This window comes from Tranquillimonas rosea, assembly GCF_900111315.1.
GTDB lineage: Bacteria > Pseudomonadota > Alphaproteobacteria > Rhodobacterales > Rhodobacteraceae > Tranquillimonas > Tranquillimonas rosea.
The window spans coordinates 62,553-79,646 of the sequence record NZ_FOGU01000002.1; the positions used below are offsets into that span (position 1 = coordinate 62,553).

Annotated in this window: 17 protein-coding genes and 1 other RNA gene; 8 read left to right on the top strand and 10 right to left on the bottom strand. The window is 68.4% G+C overall.

Translation table 11 applies throughout. The features are described from left to right. Positions 1–119 precede the first annotated feature (119 nt). A complete protein-coding gene (locus BMZ25_RS03345) occupies positions 120–938 on the bottom strand; it encodes a sulfotransferase family protein (protein WP_092689441.1) in 819 nt (272 codons plus the stop codon). Between the two features lie 142 nt (positions 939–1,080). Between BMZ25_RS03345 and BMZ25_RS03350 the strand changes: the two genes are divergently transcribed. Together BMZ25_RS03350 and BMZ25_RS03355 are read left to right on the top strand one after the other, a co-directional pair. After that, positions 1,081–2,658 (top strand): DUF5928 domain-containing protein, encoded by a 1,578-nt coding sequence (locus BMZ25_RS03350; RefSeq protein ID WP_092688445.1) that lies wholly within the window; start codon positions 1,081–1,083, stop codon positions 2,656–2,658. A 16-nt stretch (positions 2,659–2,674) separates the two neighbouring features. Beyond that, the gene (locus BMZ25_RS03355; protein ID WP_092688448.1) at positions 2,675–3,055 is read left to right on the top strand and encodes an HIT domain-containing protein; all 381 of its coding nucleotides are present in this window, start codon (positions 2,675–2,677) and stop codon (positions 3,053–3,055) included. Positions 3,056–3,211: 156 nt separating this feature from the next. Here BMZ25_RS03355 and BMZ25_RS03360 read toward each other — a convergent pair whose 3' ends face one another. Further along, complete coding sequence (locus tag BMZ25_RS03360) at positions 3,212–4,156, bottom strand: ABC transporter ATP-binding protein (protein ID WP_092688451.1); 945 nt, start codon at positions 4,154–4,156, stop codon at positions 3,212–3,214. 109 nt (positions 4,157–4,265) lie between these two features. On the opposite strand from BMZ25_RS03360, the gene BMZ25_RS03365 reads away from it, so the two are divergent. Next, positions 4,266–4,496, top strand: coding sequence for a zinc-finger domain-containing protein (locus BMZ25_RS03365; RefSeq protein ID WP_092688454.1), 231 nt, complete (start codon positions 4,266–4,268; stop codon positions 4,494–4,496). Positions 4,497–4,526: 30 nt separating this feature from the next. Here BMZ25_RS03365 and BMZ25_RS03370 read toward each other — a convergent pair whose 3' ends face one another. After that, positions 4,527–5,546, bottom strand: coding sequence for an aldo/keto reductase (locus tag BMZ25_RS03370; RefSeq protein WP_092688457.1), 1,020 nt, complete (start codon positions 5,544–5,546; stop codon positions 4,527–4,529). A gap of 167 nt (positions 5,547–5,713) precedes the next feature. Here BMZ25_RS03370 and BMZ25_RS03375 point away from each other — a divergent pair, with 167 nt between their 5' ends. From BMZ25_RS03375 to polA, 3 genes are all read left to right on the top strand, one after another. Next, the gene (locus BMZ25_RS03375) at positions 5,714–6,607 is read left to right on the top strand and encodes an AraC family transcriptional regulator (protein WP_092689444.1); all 894 of its coding nucleotides are present in this window, start codon (positions 5,714–5,716) and stop codon (positions 6,605–6,607) included. Next, positions 6,604–7,191, top strand: coding sequence for a hypothetical protein (locus BMZ25_RS03380; protein ID WP_092688460.1), 588 nt, complete (start codon positions 6,604–6,606; stop codon positions 7,189–7,191). Before BMZ25_RS03375 ends, BMZ25_RS03380 begins: the two co-directional genes overlap by 4 nt. A gap of 80 nt (positions 7,192–7,271) precedes the next feature. After that, a complete protein-coding gene (gene polA / locus BMZ25_RS03385; protein WP_092688463.1) occupies positions 7,272–10,076 on the top strand; it encodes a DNA polymerase I in 2,805 nt (934 codons plus the stop codon). Between the two features lie 36 nt (positions 10,077–10,112). On the opposite strand, the gene recR is transcribed toward polA, so the two are convergent. Then, complete coding sequence (gene recR / locus BMZ25_RS03390) at positions 10,113–10,706, bottom strand: recombination mediator RecR (protein WP_092688466.1); 594 nt, start codon at positions 10,704–10,706, stop codon at positions 10,113–10,115. A 4-nt stretch (positions 10,707–10,710) separates the two neighbouring features. Then, the gene (locus BMZ25_RS03395) at positions 10,711–11,055 is read right to left on the bottom strand and encodes a YbaB/EbfC family nucleoid-associated protein (protein WP_092688469.1); all 345 of its coding nucleotides are present in this window, start codon (positions 11,053–11,055) and stop codon (positions 10,711–10,713) included. Positions 11,056–11,261: 206 nt separating this feature from the next. Between BMZ25_RS03395 and BMZ25_RS03400 the strand changes: the two genes are divergently transcribed. Continuing rightward, entirely contained in the window at positions 11,262–11,618 is a 357-nt protein-coding gene (locus BMZ25_RS03400; RefSeq protein WP_143071490.1) for a hypothetical protein, read from the top strand. Between the two features lie 2 nt (positions 11,619–11,620). On the opposite strand, the gene BMZ25_RS03405 is transcribed toward BMZ25_RS03400, so the two are convergent. Continuing rightward, positions 11,621–13,369: a DNA polymerase III subunit gamma/tau gene (locus tag BMZ25_RS03405; protein ID WP_092688475.1), complete on the bottom strand. Its 1,749-nt coding sequence runs from the start codon at positions 13,367–13,369 to the stop codon at positions 11,621–11,623. 97 nt (positions 13,370–13,466) lie between these two features. Beyond that, positions 13,467–13,563, bottom strand: an RNA gene (ffs, locus tag BMZ25_RS03410) — signal recognition particle sRNA small type. 143 nt (positions 13,564–13,706) lie between these two features. Between ffs and BMZ25_RS03415 the strand changes: the two genes are divergently transcribed. Continuing rightward, positions 13,707–14,252, top strand: coding sequence for an NADPH-dependent FMN reductase (locus tag BMZ25_RS03415; protein ID WP_092688478.1), 546 nt, complete (start codon positions 13,707–13,709; stop codon positions 14,250–14,252). Here the strand turns inward: BMZ25_RS03415 and BMZ25_RS03420 are convergent. The 3 genes from BMZ25_RS03420 to BMZ25_RS03430 all read right to left on the bottom strand — a co-directional run bounded on the left by BMZ25_RS03420 (position 14,249) and on the right by BMZ25_RS03430 (position 17,005). After that, a complete protein-coding gene (locus tag BMZ25_RS03420; RefSeq protein WP_092688481.1) occupies positions 14,249–15,085 on the bottom strand; it encodes an ABC transporter permease in 837 nt (278 codons plus the stop codon). The two genes, BMZ25_RS03415 and BMZ25_RS03420, sit on opposite strands and share 4 nt — an antisense overlap. Before the next feature lie 10 nt (positions 15,086–15,095). Beyond that, positions 15,096–15,935 carry an ABC transporter ATP-binding protein gene (locus tag BMZ25_RS03425; RefSeq protein WP_092688484.1) on the bottom strand — a complete coding sequence of 280 codons (840 nt, stop codon included), beginning with the start codon at positions 15,933–15,935 and terminating at the stop codon, positions 15,096–15,098. Between the two features lie 62 nt (positions 15,936–15,997). Beyond that, the gene (locus BMZ25_RS03430; RefSeq protein WP_235859765.1) at positions 15,998–17,005 is read right to left on the bottom strand and encodes an ABC transporter substrate-binding protein; all 1,008 of its coding nucleotides are present in this window, start codon (positions 17,003–17,005) and stop codon (positions 15,998–16,000) included. Positions 17,006–17,094: the final 89 nt, after the last annotated feature.

The following is a 17,094-nucleotide window of genomic DNA, read 5'->3' on the forward strand; positions in this document are numbered from 1 at the left end:
CATTCCCTGCTCCCTGGACGATCCTGGAACGGCCCGGTCCGACCGCGACCATTCCTGGCGAGAGGGGGCACTGCACTTATCGGTTCATCTGGAGTCTTCGACCGAACCGGGCCGCGGTGTCAGTCGCCCAGCTTGGCGTGCACCTCGTCGAGGTCGATCTCGCCCGTCGGCATCTTGTTCGCGGGGTTCTCGAAGTCGTAGCGGAACAGCTGGAAGTCGCGGTGAAAGACCTCGAACATCAGGTGCATCGACAGGTCGTCGAAATACGCCTCGACCGGGTGGGCCCGCTTGGGTCCGTGCCCCTCGCTCTCGTTGAACCGCGGGATCGCCGAGAGGTCGACGTCATGGGGCAGGTCGGCGGCGTCCAGGACGCCCTGCATGCCCTCGTCGAACGCCTCGGTCCAGACGATCCCGTCGTAGCGGCCGCCGTTGGCGATGAAGGTCGAGACGTGGCCCGACATGGCCGACCAGTGGATGTCGGGGTCCATCGGCTTGCGCCAGCGGATCGTGTCGCGGACGAACAGCAGGAAGCGCCGGAACGAGCGGATCTGGTCGAATTCCTCCCTGCCGTCGGGGCCGCCGACCTCGATCCCGTATTTCTGGATCAGCAGCGGCACGAGGTTGCCGCGGTAGCGGCGCCCGTTGCGCTGGATGCCGCAGATCTTGTCGAAGAACGACGACAGGATCCGGGTATAGGGATTGCGCACGCAAGTGAAGGCCGGCGCCCGCCGGCCTGTCGCGACCGCGGCGATGCGGGGCTGCGAGCGCTCGAACGCCCATTTGTGCAGGCCCTCGGTCGCGTCGTGGATGTCGCCGTCGTAGAACCGGCCGTGATCGCCGTAGTACATGATCTGGCCGATGGTCGAGCAGGCGCATTTGGGCACGACGCGGTAGACCAGCGTCTCGCTTTCGGTCATCCATGTGCCGGGAAAACCCATCGTCGGCTTGCCTCCCTCGCGCGGCCGGATCACACTGCCCTAAGCGCAAACTGCTGGAAAGCCAATCATTTCATCGTCCCCCGGTGCCGTGGCCGGCTGGGACACGTCCCAGTCACCGCCCGTCGCCCGGATCGTTCCCGCAATGGCAAAGATCGCCTTCATACTGCTCTGCCACAAGGACCCCGAGGCGATCATCGCGCAGGCGCGGCGGCTGACGGCTGTGGGCGACTGCATGGCGATCCATTTCGACGCCCGCGCGCCGAAGGCGGACTTTGCCCGCATCCGCGCCGCGCTTGCCGACAACCCGAACGTGACCTTCGCGCGCCGGCGCCTGCGCTGCGGCTGGGGCGAGTGGAGTCTCGTCGCCGCGACGCTGCAGGCGGTCGAGGCCGCGCTCGACGCGTTCCCGCGGGCGACGCATTTCTACATGCTTTCGGGCGACTGCATGGCGATCAAGTCGGCGGAATACGCCCATGCGTGCCTCGATGCCGACGATGCCGATCACATCGAGAGCTTCGACTATTTCGAGAGCGACTGGATCAAGACCGGCTTCAAGGAAGAGCGGCTGATCTATCGTCACCTGTTCAACGAGCGCACCCAGAAGGGGCTGTTCTATGCCTCGTTCGAGATGCAGCGCCGGCTGGGCCTGACCCGCGCCGTCCCGGCCGACCTGCGCGTCATGGTCGGCAGCCAGTGGTGGTGCCTGCGCCGCCGCACGCTCGAGGCCGTGCTGGCGTTCTGCCGGGCCCGGCCGGACGTTCTGCGCTTCTTCCGCACGACGTGGATTCCCGACGAGACGTTCTTCCAGACCCTCGTGCGCCATCTCGTGCCCGGCACCGAGATCCGGTCGCGCACGCTCACCTTCCTGATCTTTTCCGATTACGGGATGCCGGTGTCGTTCTACGACGACCATTACGACCTGCTGCTGAGCCAGGATTACCTTTTCGCGCGCAAGATCAGCCCCGAGGCGACGAACCTCAAGCGACGGCTGGGCGACCTCTATGCCAGCCGGGGCGCGGAGTTCCGCATCTCGAACGAGGGACGGCGGCTCTACGATTTCATCACCGGCCGGGGGCGTGTCGGCCGTCGCTTCGCGCCCCGCTTCTGGGAGACGGAGTCGACCCTGGGCCGCGACCGGGAACTGATGATCGTGGTCTGCAAGAAATGGCACGTGGCCAAGCGGCTCGTCGCGCGCATCCGGGACGAGACGGGCCTGCTGGCGATGGAATACCTGTTCGACGAGGACAGCGCCGAGCTGCCCGACCTGGGCGGGATCCAGACCTCGATGGAAAAGCGCTCGCGCCACCGCCGCGCGCTGATGCGGATGCTGTTCGAGTATCACGGCACCGACCGCATGGTCATCTGCCTCGACACCGGCAACGTGGACCTCCTGCGGGACTTTCACACCGACCGCTCGGTCACGCGGATCCTGCAGGTCGAGTGCGCCTTTTCCGACGCCTACCTGCTGGGCCATGCCCGCCGAGTCGGTCTGGCGGGCGCGCAGACCCCGCAGGAGACGGTGGACACGCTGCTTCCGACGATCCGCGCGGATGTCCATCACGAGGCCGACACGATCCGCGACGCGGGGTTCGAGCATGTCCACGTGATGCGCGAGGGCGCGGATCCCGCGCGGAACGCCGCGGCGCTGAGCGGGTTCCTGTCGGTGCCGCACGAGACCGGGCGCGAGATCGCCGCCACGGAAAACCTGTTTGTCGATTGAGGAGACCTGTCCGCCGATGGCCTACGACTATGACGACGACAACATCTTCGCCAAGATCCTGCGCGGCGAGATTCCGAACGACACGGTGACGGAGACCGAGCACACGCTCGCCTTCCGCGACATCCGCCCGCAGGCGCCCGAGCATGTGCTGGTGATCCCGAAGGGGAAGTATGTCAGCCACGACCATTTCGCGCTGGAAGCCAGCGACGCCGAGATCGTCGACTTCATCCGCGTCTCGGGGCGAATCTGCGCCGAGCTGGGCGTGCAGCCGAGCGAGGGCGGGCAGGGCTACCGCACGATCTCGAACGCGGGGCAGCACGGCATCCAGGAGGTGCCGCATTATCACCTGCACATCCTCGGCGGCCGGCCCCTGGGCCGGATGCTCGAACCGGCCTGACGCGGCGGCGCGTGCGCGCCACGCGATGTCCCCCGTCCCCGGCTGGCGCCGGCGACGGGGCCCGCCGCGCCGATCCCGGCCGGATCGAGCGGGTATCGGGCCGTTGGAGCCTCCGGCGGGGATATTTGGGGCAGAAGAAGGGGGCGCCCGCCCGCGTCAGGCGGCGGGGCGCGGCGCGCGGGTGAGATCGAGGAAGACGTCCTCGAGATTGGCCTCTTCGGTGAAGACGTCGCGGATGCGGATCCCGGCGTCGCGCACGGCTTCGAGCAGGTCGCCCGGCGCGTGGCGCGCGCGGGAATAGGTGAAGGCGAGGCTGCCGTCGCGGCGCCGCTCGAGCTCGACGCCCTCGGGCAGGGCGATGTCCGAGGGGGCGGGGCCGTCGGGCTGGATCACCAGGGTCTTGGCGTCGATCCGGCGGATCAGGTTCTGGGTCTCGTCGCGGATCACCACCTCGCCGTGGTTGATGATCGCGATCTCGTCGCACATCTCCTGCGCCTCTTCGAGGTAGTGGGTCGTCAGGATGATGGTCATGCCCTGGTCGTTCAGGCGGCGCACGTTCTGCCAGAGCATCTGCCGCAGCTCGATGTCGACGCCGGCGGTGGGCTCGTCGAGGACGAGGATGTGCGGGTTGTGGACCAGCGCCTTGCCCAGCAGCAGCCGGCGGCGCATGCCGCCCGAGAGCGAGCGGGCATAGGCGTCGGCCTTGTCGTCGAGGCCGACCATGCGCAGGATGTCCATCGTGCGGCGCTGTGCCCTGGGCACGCCGTAGAGCCCGGCCTGCACGTCGAGCGCGCCGCGCGGGGTAAAGAACGGGTCCATGTTCAGTTCCTGGGGCATGACACCAATCGAGGCGCGCGACTGACGCGGGTTCACGTCCTGGTCGAAGCCCCAGATCCGCACGGCGCCGTCCGTCTTGACCACCAGTCCGGCAAGAATGTTGATCAGCGTCGACTTGCCCGCGCCGTTGGGGCCGAGCAGGCCGAAGATCGATCCCTGGGGGATCGTCAGGTCGATCCCCTTGAGCGCCTCCTTGTCGGGCTCGCCGTTGGAACCGGCATAGGTCTTTCGCAGGCCCTCGATCTCGATCGCGTTGTTCGTCATCTGCGCCGTTCTCCGTTCCTGCCGGCCCCTTGCCGGGGCCGCGGGGATCATTATCATGCCACCGCGACTTAGGCCCACGGGGCCGCAGCGACAAGCCGAAGGATATTCGATGCCCTCCGAGAAGCCGACCGACCTCGACGGCGACCTGCCGCCGACCTCCGTCTACGACCAGCCCGAAACCGAGGTGGTCAGCAAGACCCGCGTGTCCTGCGACGGCAGCGAGCCCAGCCTGGGCCATCCGCGCGTCTGGCTGGAGATCGACCCCGCCCTGGGCTGGGTCGAGTGCGGCTATTGCGACAAACGGTTCGTCCTCAAGGGGCACGAGGACAAGGCGGGCTGACGCGGGCGCCGGAGCGCCCGCGCCGGTGTCTCAGGCGCGGTAGCCGCCCTGACGCTCGAGCATCCAGCCGGGATATTCCGCCGGCAGCTCGGTCACCGCGTTCAGGCGGTCGAGCTCGTCCCCGGACAGGGCCACGCCCGCCGCGGCGATGTTGTCGGTCAGCTGGTCGACCCGCCTGGCGCCGACGATGACGCTGGTGACGACGTCCTGGTGCAAAAGCCAGGCCAGCGCGATCTGCGCGACGCTGGCGTCGTGGTCGGCGGCGATGTCCCGCATCACGTCGATGGCCGCGTCGCCACGCTCGCGGTCGACGGGCGGGAAGTCGAACCCGGTGCGGCGGCCGTTGCCGGCCTGTTCGTCGTCACGGCCGTACTTGCCCGACAGGAAGCCGCCGGCGAGCGGGCTCCAGACCATCAGGCCCAGCCCCTCGGATTTCAGCATCGGCACGATCTCGCGTTCCAGGTCCCGGCCGACCAGGGTGTAATAGGCCTGCAGCGAAAGGATCGGGGCGAGCTTGCGAGCCTCGGCGATGCCGATCGCCTTGACGACCTGCCACGCGGCCCAGTTCGACAGGCCGATATAGCGGACGTGGTTGTGCGAAACGAGCGTGCTCAGCGCCTCCAGTGTTTCCACGATGGGCGTGGCCGGGTCGAATCCGTGGATCTGGTAGAGGTCGATATGGTCCAGCTGCAGCCGCTCGAGGCTCTGCCGGCACTGGTCCATGATGTGATAGCGCGAGGCGCCGCGGGCGTTCACGCCCTCGCCCATGGGGCCGAGCACCTTGGTGGCCACCACGACCTCGTCGCGGGGGATGCCGAGGTTCTTCAGCGCCTGCCCGGTAATCCTCTCGGACGCGCCGCCGGCATACACGTTGGCGGTGTCGATGAAGTTGATGCCTGCGTCGAACGCGGTCCGGACCAGCCCGTCGGCCGCGTCCTGGTCGAGCTGGCCGATCTTGCCCCACATGTCGTCGGACCCGCCGAAGGTCATGGTGCCGAGGCAGAGTTCGGAGACGAAGAGGCCGCTGGGGCCGAGTTGCCTGTAGCGCATGGGTTTTCTCCCCTGGGAAATGTCCGGACGGCGGGGCCGCCGTCCCCGGATGATCTGGGGCCGGAACGCGGATGGCAGCCACGCCGATCCTGTCGGAGTCCTGCCCGATCCTCTCAAATCGGCGCGAGCGGTGTGGCGTGCGGGCCGGGGGCGTGTATCGTCGCCCCATGACCGCACTTGCCGACCTTGTCCCCGCGACGCTGAACGTCTGGTCCCGCCACGGCGCGCATCCGCCGCCGGGCGGGGTGCGCCTGACCTGCCATTCGGTGCCCACGGGGCCGATCCACACGGTGCTGGACCCTTCGCTGTGCGTCGTGCTGCAGGGCGCCAAGGTCAGCCGGGCGGGGAGCCGGGTCCTGCGCTACGGGGCGGGAGAGTGCCTGATCGCGGCGGTGGATGTGCCGGTGCGGGCGGACATCGTCGAGGCGCGGCCCGACGCTCCGTATGTCGCGATGAGCCTGGCGCTGGACCGGGTTACGGTGGCCGAGCTGATCGGCGCCCTGCCGCCGGACCGGCGCCGGAGCTTTGCCGCGCCGCGCCCCGGTTTCGGCGTCGCCGCCCTGGGGGCCGACGTGGCGGACGCGATCGGCCGGTTGCTGGCGCTGGCGGACCGCCCGGGGGATGCGCCGGTTCTGGCGCCGCTCATCCGCCGCGAGATCGCCTGGCATGTCCTGAACGGTCCCCTGGGCGCGGCGCTGGCGCAGATCGGTCCCGGCGAGGGGCGCATGGCGGGAATCGGCGCCGCGGTCGCGCGTATCCGGGCCGAGTTCGACCGGCCGCTCCGGATCGACGCGCTGGCGGCCGAGGCCGGGACCAGCGCCGCGACCTTCCACCGGCATTTCAAGGCCGTGACCGCGATGACGCCGATCCAGTTCCAGAAGCAGCTGCGCCTGCAGGAGGCACGGCGCCTGCTCGGGACCGGGGCGGGGGACGTGGCACGGGTGGCCTTCGCTGTGGGTTACGAGAGCGTCTCGCAGTTCAGCCGGGAATACCGCCGCCTCTATGGCACTCCGCCGGGGCGCGATGCGCGCGGGGCGGCGCTTGCGGCGGGGGCGGGATGAAGGCGGTTCTGCTGGCCCTCCTTATGTTCGCCGCGGGCGGCCCGGCGACGGCCGAGTTGTTGTGGAACCGCAGCGGTCTGCCGGCGACCTTTCCGCTGCAGGTGCAGAGCGATCCGGGCCTGCACTGGCGGGTGACGCTGCGCGATGCCGACACCGAAGAGCCGGCGCTGGCCGCGCATTTCGAGGGCGGCGCGTTCTTCCGGGTGCTGGTGCCGCCGGGGACTTACGTGCTGCACTTCGAGGCCGGCCCGCACTGGACGGGCGAAGGTTTCGGTCCCGACGGGCCGAGCCGGTCGTTCGACTTCGACCGCCCGCTGACCTTCGAGGTGCGCGGCGTCGGGCGGAAGGCCGGCCATATCGTCGACCTGCGGGGCGAGGACGAGATGGCCGCGGCCTCGGCCCGGCGGCAGGTGATCTGCCAGGACCGGCGGCTCGACCGGGTGCCCGACGGGCCGATCCTGCTGGCCGACCGCGAGGACATGCGCGAGGGGCGGCCCTTCGACCCGTTCCGCTTCGTCGAGCGCGAGGTCGAGCGGCCGCTCTTTCCGCGCTTTCGGGCCGACGTCGCCGCGCGGTATTGCTGAGCGGTCCAATCCGCTCGTCAACGGGGCCGTGCTGCGCTAGACCGGCAGCGGATCGAAACGGCGCGGGAAGGCTTCGAGACATGGCATTCGGCAAGGGCCATCACCTGCATCTGGTCGACGGATCGGCCTTCATCTTCCGGGCGTATCACGCGCTGCCGCCGCTGACGCGGAAGTCAGACGGGCTGCCCGTGGGGGCGGTGTCGGGCTTCGTGAACATGGTCTGGAAGATGATCGAGGACAACAAGGGCCCCGATGCGCCCACCCATGCGGCGGTGGTGTTCGACAAGGGCAGCCACACGTTCCGCAACGATCTGTACGATCTCTACAAGGCCAACCGCGAGGAGATGCCAGAGGATCTGCGCCCGCAGATCCCGCTGACGCGGGAGGCGACGCGGGCCTTCAACCTCGCCTGTCTCGAGCAGGAGGGATTCGAGGCCGACGACATCATCGCCACGCTGGCGCGCCAGGCCCGCGAGGCCGGCGGGCGGGTGACGATCATCTCGTCCGACAAGGACCTGATGCAGCTGGTCGGCGGCGGCGTCGAGATGCTGGACGCGATGAAGAACCTGCGCATCGATTCCGAGGGCGTCGAGCAGAAGTTCGGTGTCGGGCCGGACCGGGTCGTGGACGTGCAGGCGCTGGCCGGCGACTCGGTCGACAACGTGCCGGGGGCGCCGGGCATCGGGATCAAGACCGCGGCGATGCTGATCAACGAGTACGGCTCGCTCGACGAGCTTCTGGAGCGCGCGGAGGAGATCAAGCAGCCCAAGCGGCGGCAGACCCTGATCGAGCATGCCGAGCAGATCCGGCTGTCCAAGCAGCTCGTGCAGCTGGACGATCACATGCCACTCGACTACGGACTCGACACGCTCGAGGTGAAGGACCCCGACCCAGAGGCCCTGCTGGAATTCCTGACGAAGATGGAGTTCCGCACCATCGTCCGCCGGGTGTCCGAAACGCTGGGCGTCGAGGCGCCGACGATCGTTGAGACGTCCGACACGCCCGCCGCGCCGGACGAGCCCGAGATGCCGGAGTCCAAGCCCTTCGATCTCGAGGCCTACGAGGTGGTGCGCGACGCCGAGGCGTTGCAGGTCTGGATCGACCGCATCCGCGACCGCGGCTACGTGGCCGTCGATACCGAGACGACCGATCTGAACGAAATGCGAGCGCTGCTGGTGGGCATCTCGCTGTCGGTCGAGGCCGGGCAGGCCTGTTATGTCCCGCTGATGCACCGCGACGAGAATGCCGGCGGCCTGTTCGACGGCGACTCGCTGGCCGGGGGGCAGATGGACCGCGACCTTGCCCTGTCGATGCTGCGCGAGGTGTTCGAGGACGACAGCATTCTCAAGATCGGCCAGAACATGAAGTACGACGCCAAGATCTTCGCCTCGGTCGGCATCGACATCGCGCCGATCGAGGACACGATGCTGATGTCCTATGCGATGCATGGCGGGCTGCACGGGCATGGCATGGACACGCTGGCCGAGCGCTACCTCGGTCACAAGCCGATGCCCATCAAGGAACTGATCGGTAGCGGCAAGAGCCAGATCACCTTCGACAGGGTGCCGGTGGACAAGGCGGCCAAATACGCAGCCGAGGATGCCGACATCACCCTGCGCCTGTGGCAGACCTTCCGCCCCGGCCTGCACCGCGCCCGTGTCACCACCGTCTACGAGACGCTGGAACGCCCCCTCGTGCCCGTGCTAGCCGCGATGGAGCGCAACGGCGTCAAGGTCGACCGCGACACGCTGAGCCGCATGTCCTCGGCCTTTGCGCAGAAGATGGCGGCGCTCGAGGCCGAGATTCACGAACTGGCGGGCGAAAGCTTCAATGTCGGCTCGCCCAAGCAGTTGGGTGAGATCCTGTTCGACCGGATGGGCTTTGAGGGCGGCAAGAAGGGCAAGACCGGTGCATGGTCGACCCCGGCCGACGTGCTGGAGGACCTGGCGACGACCCACGACCTGCCCGCGCGGGTGCTGGACTGGCGTCAGCTGTCCAAGCTGAAATCGACCTACACCGACAGCCTGCAGGAGCACATCCACCCCGAAACGGGGCGCGTCCACACCTCGTACTCGATCGCGGGGGCGAACACCGGGCGGCTGGCCTCGACCGATCCGAACCTTCAGAACATTCCCGTCCGCACGGAAGAGGGGCGGCGGATCCGCGGCGCCTTCGTTCCCGAGGAGGGGAACGTCCTGGTCTCGCTCGACTACAGCCAGATCGAACTGCGCATCCTCGCGCATGTGGCCGGGATCGACGCGCTCAAGGAGGCGTTCCGCGACGGGCTGGACATTCACGCCGCCACGGCCTCCGAGATGTTCGGCGTGCCGCTCGACGAGATGACGCCCGAGGTGCGGCGTCAGGCCAAGGCGATCAATTTCGGCGTGATCTACGGCATCTCGGGCTTCGGGCTGGCGCGCAACCTGCGGATTCCCCGCGGCGAGGCGCAGGGCTTCATCGACCGCTACTTCGAGCGGTTTCCCGGCATCAAGGATTACATGGACGCCACGGTGAAGTTCGCGAAGGTCGAGGGCTTCGTGCAGACGCTGTTCGGGCGCAAGATCCACACGCCCGAGATCAACGCCAAGGGGCCGGGCGCGGGGTTCGCCCGCCGCGCCGCGATCAACGCGCCGATCCAGGGCACGGCGGCCGACGTCATCCGCCGCGCGATGATCCGGATGCCCGACGCCATCGAGGGCATGCCGGCGAAGATGCTGCTGCAGGTCCACGACGAATTGCTGTTCGAGGTCCGGGCCGACGCCGCCGACGCGCTGATCGAGCGGGCGCGCGAGGTGATGGAGGGCGCCTCGCTCCCCGCCGTCCACCTGTCGGTGCCGCTGATCGTCGAGGCCGGGCAGGGGCAGAACTGGGCCGACGCCCACTGAAGCGCGCCGGGGACGGGCCACCGCGGCCCGCCCCGATCAGAAGCTTTTCCGGGCGTTCAGCGCGGCCGTGATCGTGCCGTCGTCGAGATAGTCCAGCTCGCCCCCCACCGGCACACCCTGGGCCAGCGTGGTGAGCCGCACGTCGCGACCGTCGACCTCGTCGGCGATGACATGGGCCGTCGTCTGGCCGTCGATGGTGGCGCCCAGGGCCAGGATGATCTCGCTGATGCCCTCGCGGTCGATCCGTTCGGCGATCTGGGGGATGCGGAGATCCTCGGGCCCGACCTGGTCCAGCGCCGAGAGCGTGCCGCCGAGCACGTGATACCGGCCCTTGAAGATCTTCGAGCGCTCCATCGCCCACAGGTCCGCCACGTCCTCGACCACGCAGAGCTCACCCGTGGCGCGGCGGTCGTCGGTACAGATCGCGCAGATCTCTTCGGTGCCGATATTGCCGCAATTGACGCATTCGCGGGCGGTCGCGCCGACCTTGGCCATCGCATCGGCAAGCGGCGTCAGCAACTGCCCGCGCTTCTTGATCAGATGCAGAACGGCGCGCCGGGCCGACCTGGGACCCAGGCCGGGGAGACGCGCCATCAGCTCGATCAGGGATTCGATGTCGCTGTCGGCCACCTTCTTAGAACGGCAGCTTCATGCCCGGCGGCAGGCCCAGGCCCTCTGTCAGTTTCGACATCTCTTCCTGGTGCTTCTCCTGGGCGCGAGTCTGCGCGTCCTTGATCGCGGCCAGGATGAGATCCTCGACGACTTCCTTGTCGTCGCCGTTGAAGATCGACGGGTCGATGTCCAGCCCGGTCAGCTCGCCCTTGGCGGTCGCGGTTGCCTTGACCAGCCCCGCGCCGGATTCGCCGGTGACGGTCATCTGGTCGAGCTGCTCCTGCAGCTCGGTCATCTTGCCCTGCATCTCCTGCGCGGCCTTCATCATCTTCGACATGTCGCCGAAGCCGCCCATACCCTTGAACATCCGATGCTCCTGCTTTTCGCCCTTTGAACGCAGATACGTGGCCACCCCGCCCGGTGCAAGAATTCGGCGTTTTTCCTTCGGCCGAATCTACCTCTGCGATATGGTTGTCCTGCGTAATTCGCCTTCAGATTAAACCTAAAGACCTTTCATGACCAATGCGATCACGCCGTGGCGCCGATCTTGTGTCCGCCGGCGGGACCGGGTGCGTGACCGGGTCCGACGCGGGAGGGACGGTGATGGAGATGACGGCGCAGGAATGGCTGGTTCTACTGGCGCTGGGGGGCGGTTGCGGCCTCACGGGGCAGGTCGCGCGCATGGTGATCGGCCTGAAGAAGCTCTGGAGCGACTCCGCCGACATGCAGGAGGCCGAGCGCAAGCTCAGCCCGGCGCGGCTGATGCTCAGTCTCGTCATCGGCGCGGCCGCCGGTGCGCTGGCCGCCGTGGTGACGGTAAGTGCCGCCGGCAAGGTGAACCGCGAAGAGATCCTCGGGCTGATCGCGGCGGGCTATGCGGGGGCCGATTTCATCGAGGGCGCGATCAAGAAGCGGCTGCCGGCGGGCTGAGATCAGTCCTCCTCGAACGGGTCCCATTCGTCGGGCACCTCGGGCAGGGCCTCGGCCTCGGCTTCGGCGGCGATGGCCTCGGGCGTGCGGATCTCGACGATCTTGGCGTCGGGAAAGGCGGCGAAGGCGGCCTGCACCAGCGGGTGCGCCTTGGCGCGGCCTTCGAGTTCCAGCTTCTCGGCATCCCGCTCTTCGGCGATGGTCGCGCCGCCGCCCTCCGAGACGACCGAAACGGCCCAGCGGGCGCCGGTCCAGTTCTGCAGGCGGTCGGACAGCCGCGCGGCCAGATCGCGGGGGGCGTCGTCCGTCGGCTGGAACTCGATCCGGCCGGGCGTGTAGGCGGCGAGGCGCAGGCAGGTCTCGATCTCGACCAGCAGCTTCACGTCGCGGTTGTTGCGGATCAGCTCGATCACGCTGTCGAAGCTGGCATAGCGGGCCAGCGCGTGCTCGGGGTCATCGGCGATGGCCGTGGCCTGCGCCGCTCCGCCCGAGCCGTAGGAGGCGCGGGCTGTGCCGCCCCGCGCGCTACCGCCCCCGCCGTTCTGGGGCGCGGGTGTCGCGCCGCCTCCGCCGCCGGGGGGCGTGGGGGCCGGAGCTTCCTGCGCCTTGCGGACCAGTTCCTCGGGGCTGGGAAGGTCGGCGACATGGGTGAGGCGGATGATCGCCATCTCGGCCGCCATCATCCCGTTCGGCGCGGCGGCGACCTCTTCCAGCGCCTTCAGCAGCATCTGCCACATCCGCGTCAGCACTCGCATCGGCAGCTTCTCGGCCATGGCCAGCCCGCGGCTGCGCTCGTCGGGGCCAATGGTGGGATCCTCGGCCGTCTCGGGCGTGATCTTCACAAGGCTGACCCAGTGGGTGATCTCGGCCAGGTCGCGCAGCACCGCCATCGGGTCGGCGCCGTCGGCATATTGCGCCGACAACTCGCCGAGCGCGCCGGCGGGGTCGCCCCCCATGATCATGTCGAACAGGTCCATCACCCGGCCGCGGTCGGCGAGGCCCAACATGGCGCGGACCTGTTCCGCCGTCGTCTCGCCCGCGCCGTGGCTGATCGCCTGGTCCAGAAGCGAGGTCGCATCCCGGGCCGACCCCTCGGCCGCCCGCGTGATCAGCGCCAGCGCGTCGTCCGCGATCTGCGCGGTCTCGGAGTCGGCGATCCGGCGCAGCAGCGTCAGCATCACCTCGGGCTCGATCCGGCGCAGGTCGAACCGCTGGCAGCGGGACAGCACGGTGACCGGAACCTTCCTGATCTCGGTCGTGGCGAAGATGAACTTTACGTGCTCGGGCGGTTCCTCCAGCGTCTTGAGCAGCGCGTTGAACGCGCTGGTCGAGAGCATGTGGACCTCGTCGATGATGTAGATCTTGTAGCGTGCCGAGGCCGCCCGGTAGTGTACGCTGTCGATGATCTCGCGGATGTCGTTGACCGACGTGTTCGAGGCCGCGTCCATCTCGTAGACGTCGACGTGCCGCCCCTCGGAGATGGCGGTGCAATGTTCGCACCGGCCGCAGGGGGTGGTTGTCGGGCCGCCCTCTCCGTCGGCGCCGACGCAGTTCATGCCCTTGGCGATGATCCGCGCCGTAGTGGTCTTACCGGTGCCGCGGATGCCCGTCATGATGAAGGCCTGCGCGATCCTGTCGGATTCGAAGGCGTTCTTCAGGGTGCGGACCATCGCGTCCTGCCCGACGAGATCGGCGAACGTCTCGGGCCGGTACTTGCGGGCGAGAACCTGGTAGGCGTGGGTATCGGACATGCGCACCTGAAGGAGTCGGGATCGGTCCGCAGCCTATGCCGGAGGCGCGTCGAGGTCCACCGCGCGGGGCGGTTCCAACGGGCGATGCGGGGGAAAAGGTGAGAGGTTGGAAAACGACCCAAGCGGGGCTCGTTACGGCTGCTTCCTTCCGGACCTGACCGGGTTGGCGAGGCGCTTGCCCGCACCAACCTCTCAAGGGGGTATCTAGGCCGCGCGTCCCGGATTCGCAACCCCGTGCCGCAGGCGTGCGCACAGCCGCCGTGCACCGCGGCAGGTTGCCCCTGCGGCACATCGGCGTATCTCGCGGGTCGTTCCAGCGTATCGCGAAGGAGATTCCATGCCTGATGTCGCCGTTCTCGTCGGATCGCTCCGGTCCGGATCGGTCAACCGCCAGCTTGCCGACAATGTCGCCCGGATCGCGGGGGACCGCCTGACGCTCCGCCAGGTGCCGCTCGGCGATCTTCCGATGTACGACCACGACCTGTGGGACGACACGCCCGAGGCGGTGACCGCGTTCAAGGAGCAGGTCGGCGGCGCCGATGCCATCCTGCTCGTGACGCCCGAATACAACCGCTACTTTCCGCCGGTGATCAAGAACGCGATCGACTGGGGATCGAAGCCGATGGGCGCGAACGTCTGGACCGGCAAGCCCGCCGCCGCGATCGGCGCGACGCCGGGCCAACTGGGGGCGATGTCCGCCGTGCTGTCGGCGACGCAGCTACTGACCATCGTGGGCTGCGCCGTGATGGCCCAGCCGTCGGTGTTCTTCAATCACCGCGACGACATGCATGATTCCGACGGCGTCCTCACGGACGAGAGCGCCCGCGAGTTCCTGTCCGGATGGGTCGACTCGTTCGCGGCGTGGATCGAGCGGATGTCCTAGGTCGGCGACCGTTCGGCCCAGCCTGCGAAGGTCTTCTCCAGCGCGACGACGATGTAGTAGAGAACGATCCCGAGGAAGGCGAGCGCGATCAGCACGGCGAACATCAGCGGGTAATCCGAGTTCGTCTTGCCCGAATCGAACAGCGCACCCAGCCCGCGGCCGTGCGGGCTGACGATCTCCATCAGGTTGGTGCCGATGAAGGCGAGCGTCACGGCGACCTTCAGCGCGCCGAAGAACTCGGGCAGGGTCTTGGGCAGGGCGATCTTCCAGAAGATCGTCGCCTGGCTCGCGCCCAGCGACCGCAGGATGTCGCGGTATTCCGGCTCGAGCGTCGAAAGGCCGATCGAGACCGAGACCGCGATCGGGAAGAACGAGATCATGAAAGCGATCAGGACCGTGTTGAAGTCGTGCGCGCCCACGAACAGCAGCGCGACGATCGGCACCACGGTCGCCTTCGGCACCGCGTTGAATCCGACGAGCAGCGGATAGAGCGCGTCGCGCATCGTGCGGGAAAAGCCCATGATCATCCCGACCGCGACGCCAAACACCACGGCCACGGCAAGCCCCACCACGGTGCGCCACAGCGTCTGCCATCCCATCACCAGGAACAGATCCCAGTAGCTGGCATACGCGGGCGGCAGGTCCGAGGGCGAGGCCATGACGTAGTCGGGCCAGCCATTCGCCCACACCAGAAGTTCCCACAGGATCAGGAACACGATGACGGCCGCGATCGGCGCCACGACCGACCGACTCAGCAGGGTGTCCTTCACGCGGCCGGCGCCCAGGCCGAGGGCCTGCCGCGGACGCGTGACGGGAGATGGGATATCGGCCATGACGCGGTCCTCAGGTCAGTGCCTGCGCCGCCGAACCCGGCGGCGGGGCCGGCTGCGACGCGGTGTCGGTGGGCTCGGCGCGGCCCTGCGCGATCTCGATCTGGTGCCGCAGGATGTTCAGCCGCTCGGCCGCCTCGGCGGTGTAGAGCTCGTCGAGCGTGCGCAGCCCGGTGTCGGGGACCGGCAGCTTGTACTGCGCGGTGGCGGGGCGGCCCGACAGCACCACGACCTCGTCGGCGAGGAAGATCGACTCGCGCAGGTCATGGGTGATGAGCACGCTGGTGAACGTCTCTTCAGCGCGGAGCTGGTGCATCGTCTGCCAAAGGTCCTCGCGGGTGAAGGCGTCGAGCGCGCCGAAGGGCTCGTCGAGGATCAGCACCTCGGGCTTGTGCACCAGCGCGCGGCACAGCGACGCGCGCTGCCGCATCCCGCCCGACAGCTCCGAGGGCCGCTTGTCCTCGAACCCGTCGAGGCCGACGAGAGATAGCAGGCGGCGGGCCCGCTCTTCCTTTTCGCGACGCTTGAGCTTGGTCGGCACGATTTCGAGCGGCAGGATCACGTTGTCGAGGATGGTGCGCCATTCCAGCAGCACGGGGTTCTGGAACGCCATTCCGACGGTCGAGCGGGGCGATGTCACGCGCTCGCCGTGCAGGCGCACCTCTCCCTCGTCGGGGATCATCAGGCCGGCGATCAGGCGCGTCAGAGTCGACTTGCCGCATCCAGAGGGGCCCACGACCGCCGTGAACCCGCCTTCGGGCACCGCGATCGACAGGCCGTCCAGGACGGGCAGGGGGCCGCTTTCGGTGCGGTAGGCGTGCGTGACGCCGCGGATGTCGATGAGATGGGACATGGGGGCCTTCGATGGGCGCGGGCCGGCGCGGAGAGACCGCCCGCCCGCGCTGGAGGGTCCGATCAGTTCAGCATCAGGCTGCCGTCATCCGGCAGATACTCGCCGGTGAAATAGGCGTCGGGCTGAGGATCGTTCTGGAACTCGTAGTTCTGCCCGATCTGGTCGATGGCGGTCGAGAAGCGCTCTTCGTCGATGCCGCCCATCCCGTTCTCCTGCACGTAGTCGGTCAGCACGTTGGCCTCGATCGCCAGTTGCAGGCGGCGCTGCTCCAGGTCGGCGTCTGCGGCTGGGTTGCGTTCCTTCAGCGATGCGATGGCCGACTCGGGGTCCGAGATGGCGTCCGCCCAGCCGCGGGCCACGGCGCGCAGGAAGCCGGTGACGACCTCGGGGTTCTCTTCGGCGAAGTCGGTGTTGACGATGATCGCGTTGCCGTAGAGCGCCAGGCCGTGATCGGCCATCAGGATGGTCGAGATGTCGTCCTCGGGCACGCCGAGGCGCACGAGGTTCAGGAACGACGAGAACGAGAAGCCGGTCACCGCGTCGACCTCGCCCTCGGCCAGCATCGGCTCGCGTGTGGGGAAGCCGACCGGTTCGACCGTGATCGCGTCCATGTCCAGGTCGTTGGCCTGCGCGAAGGCGGGGAACTGGGCCCAGGCGCCGTCCGGCGGCGGGGCGCCCAGCACCTTGCCCTCAAGGTCCTTCGGTGCCTCGACGCCCTGGCTGACGCGGCCGACGATCGCGAAGGGCGGCTTGTCGTAGACCATCATAACGGCGGTGACGGGGGCGCCGGGGTTCTGGTCGAGGAACTTCACCAGGCTGTTGATGTCGGCAAAGCCCACCGGAAAGGCGCCGGTGGCCACCTTCGGAATCGCGTCGAGGCTGCCCTGTCCGGCGGAAATCTCGACCGACAGGCCCTCTTCCTCGAAGAAGCCCTTGTCGATCGCGGTGAAATACGGTGCCGCCGGTCCCTCGAACTTCCAGTCGAGTGCGAACGGCATCTCGGTCTGGGCAAAGGCGGCGCCGGTGCCGGCAATAGCGATTGCCGCGGCTAGAATGGTGCGGTGAAACACGTTTTCATCCCCCTGATATGTCGTTGTCGCACGGGAGACTGCCGAGCCGGCGGCGGCTTGTCTGCCCGTTCCGTGGCGCGGCCGTCGAC

Coding starts and splice junctions, on each gene's coding strand:
- BMZ25_RS03355 (WP_092688448.1), top strand. CDS start 2,675: ATGGCCTACGACTATGACGACGACAACATCTTCGCCAAGATCCTGCGC.
- BMZ25_RS03425 (WP_092688484.1), bottom strand. CDS start 15,935: ATGTCCCATCTCATCGACATCCGCGGCGTCACGCACGCCTACCGCACC.
- polA (WP_092688463.1), top strand. CDS start 7,272: ATGGCATTCGGCAAGGGCCATCACCTGCATCTGGTCGACGGATCGGCC.
- BMZ25_RS03380 (WP_092688460.1), top strand. CDS start 6,604: ATGAAGGCGGTTCTGCTGGCCCTCCTTATGTTCGCCGCGGGCGGCCCG.
- BMZ25_RS03370 (WP_092688457.1), bottom strand. CDS start 5,546: ATGCGCTACAGGCAACTCGGCCCCAGCGGCCTCTTCGTCTCCGAACTC.
- BMZ25_RS03395 (WP_092688469.1), bottom strand. CDS start 11,055: ATGTTCAAGGGTATGGGCGGCTTCGGCGACATGTCGAAGATGATGAAG.
- BMZ25_RS03360 (WP_092688451.1), bottom strand. CDS start 4,156: ATGACGAACAACGCGATCGAGATCGAGGGCCTGCGAAAGACCTATGCC.
- BMZ25_RS03350 (WP_092688445.1), top strand. CDS start 1,081: ATGGCAAAGATCGCCTTCATACTGCTCTGCCACAAGGACCCCGAGGCG.
- BMZ25_RS03405 (WP_092688475.1), bottom strand. CDS start 13,369: ATGTCCGATACCCACGCCTACCAGGTTCTCGCCCGCAAGTACCGGCCC.
- BMZ25_RS03415 (WP_092688478.1), top strand. CDS start 13,707: ATGCCTGATGTCGCCGTTCTCGTCGGATCGCTCCGGTCCGGATCGGTC.
- BMZ25_RS03365 (WP_092688454.1), top strand. CDS start 4,266: ATGCCCTCCGAGAAGCCGACCGACCTCGACGGCGACCTGCCGCCGACC.
- BMZ25_RS03375 (WP_092689444.1), top strand. CDS start 5,714: ATGACCGCACTTGCCGACCTTGTCCCCGCGACGCTGAACGTCTGGTCC.
- BMZ25_RS03420 (WP_092688481.1), bottom strand. CDS start 15,085: ATGGCCGATATCCCATCTCCCGTCACGCGTCCGCGGCAGGCCCTCGGC.
- BMZ25_RS03345 (WP_092689441.1), bottom strand. CDS start 938: ATGGGTTTTCCCGGCACATGGATGACCGAAAGCGAGACGCTGGTCTAC.